This is a genomic window from Kitasatospora sp. NPDC093806 (genome assembly GCF_040683335.1).
Lineage (GTDB): Bacteria > Actinomycetota > Actinomycetes > Streptomycetales > Streptomycetaceae > Kitasatospora.
Genome location: NZ_JBFBDO010000257.1, coordinates 1 through 1,620, shown reverse-complemented (window position 1 = coordinate 1,620; position 1,620 = coordinate 1). Strand labels below are relative to the sequence as shown.

Genomic DNA, 1,620 nt, shown 5'->3' with positions numbered 1-1,620 from the left:
CCGCCGCGAACGGAGCGATCTTCGCCTCGGCCAGCGAACGCACCGCCTCACGGAGCATCTCGTGCTCCTCGGAGATCCGGAAGAGATCGAAGTCCTGGCTCATGGTCGGCCACTCCTGTTTCACGACGTTCAAGACGGCACTCAGTACCCTTCATTATGCACGTGCGGGACAGAAAGGGAACTCAGTGCCTTCACAGAGCGGTACTGAGTTCCCTATCCTTTTTCCCGGCGGAGGCTGTCGAAGCGGTCGGAGCCGCCGAACCGGAAGCCCGCGCGAGCACAGGGAGATGACACCGTGGTCCACTCAGCCATCGACGCCGATACCGAGAACGTCTCGCTGTACTTCCAGCGCTGCGGCTGGTGCCACAACCCGACCTTCCAGCGGCTGCTCTGCCCCACCTGCGGCTCCACCGAGCTGCGACTGGAGCGCAGCGAGGGCACCGGCGTGGTGCGGCGCTGCGCCGTCGAGCAGGCCCGGACGCCGCTGGCCCGGCAGAAGTCGCTGATCCGGATGTCCGAGGGGTTCGACGTCTGGTGCATCGTCAACGGCCTGCGCTCCACCGTGCCGGTGGGCACCCGGGTCCGGATCACCTCGGCCGGCGGGTCGGAGCAGCCGGAGCTGACGGTGCTGTCGCACGAGGAGCCGGAGCGCGTCCACGAGCTCGATCCGCGACCGCTGCCGCCGAGCCAGGGCGGCTTCACCCAGCACCTGGCGGCCTTCGCGGAGTAGGGCGGGGCATGCGGGGACAGGACCGTCGCGCGGACGGTCCGGAAGCGTGTGGGCGCAAACGTGAAGGGCGTGGCACCGAGTACCCCGGGTACTCGGTGCCACGCCCTTCAGCGGCTTCAGGCCTTGCGGGCCTGCACCTCGGCGGTGAGCTGCGGCAGCACCTCGAAGAGGTCGCCGACCACGCCGTAGTCCGCCAGCTCGAAGATCGGGGCCTCGGGGTCCTTGTTGACGGCCACGATGGTCTTCGAGGTCTGCATGCCGGCCCGGTGCTGGATCGCGCCCGAGATGCCGTTGGCGATGTACAGCTGCGGCGAGACCTGCTTGCCGGTCTGGCCGACCTGGCTGCTGTGCGGGTACCAGCCGGCGTCGACGGCGGCACGCGAGGCGCCGACCGCCGCACCGAGGGAGTCCGCGAGCTCCTCGACGACGCCGAAGCCCTCGGCGGCACCGACGCCGCGGCCGCCGGAGACCACGATGGCGGCCTCGGTCAGCTCCGGGCGGCCGGAGGACACGCGCGGGGTGCGCGAGACGACCTTGGCGGCGTTGCCGGTGAACGCCACGGTGACGTCCTCGACGGCGCCGGCGGCCGGGGCGGCCTCCGGGGCGACCGCGTTCGGCTTGACCGTGATGACCGGCGCGCCGTGCGAGATGCGCGACTCGACGGTGTAGGAGGCGGCGAACACCGACTGGGTGGCGACCGGACCGCCGTCACCCGCGCGGACGTCCACCGCGTCGGTGATGATGCCGGAGCCGATCCGCAGCGCGACGCGGGCGGCGACCTCCTTGCCCTCGCCGGAGGAGGTGACCAGCACCGCGCCCGGCTCGACGGCCTTGGCGATCTGGGCCAGGGCGTCCACCTTCGGGACGACCAGCTGGTCGGCGAACTCGGC

The 1,620-nt window shown here is 71.2% G+C and carries 2 protein-coding genes; one reads left to right on the top strand and one right to left on the bottom strand.

The annotated features are described in order from the left end of the window. Positions 1–295 precede the first annotated feature (295 nt). Positions 296–730: a hypothetical protein gene (locus tag AB0N76_RS39785; RefSeq protein ID WP_363565740.1), complete on the top strand. Its 435-nt coding sequence runs from the start codon at positions 296–298 to the stop codon at positions 728–730. Between the two features lie 116 nt (positions 731–846). Here AB0N76_RS39785 and AB0N76_RS39780 read toward each other — a convergent pair. Continuing rightward, the coding region (locus AB0N76_RS39780) for an electron transfer flavoprotein subunit alpha/FixB family protein (RefSeq protein WP_363565739.1) at positions 847–1,620 on the bottom strand (774 nt) is incomplete at its 5' end.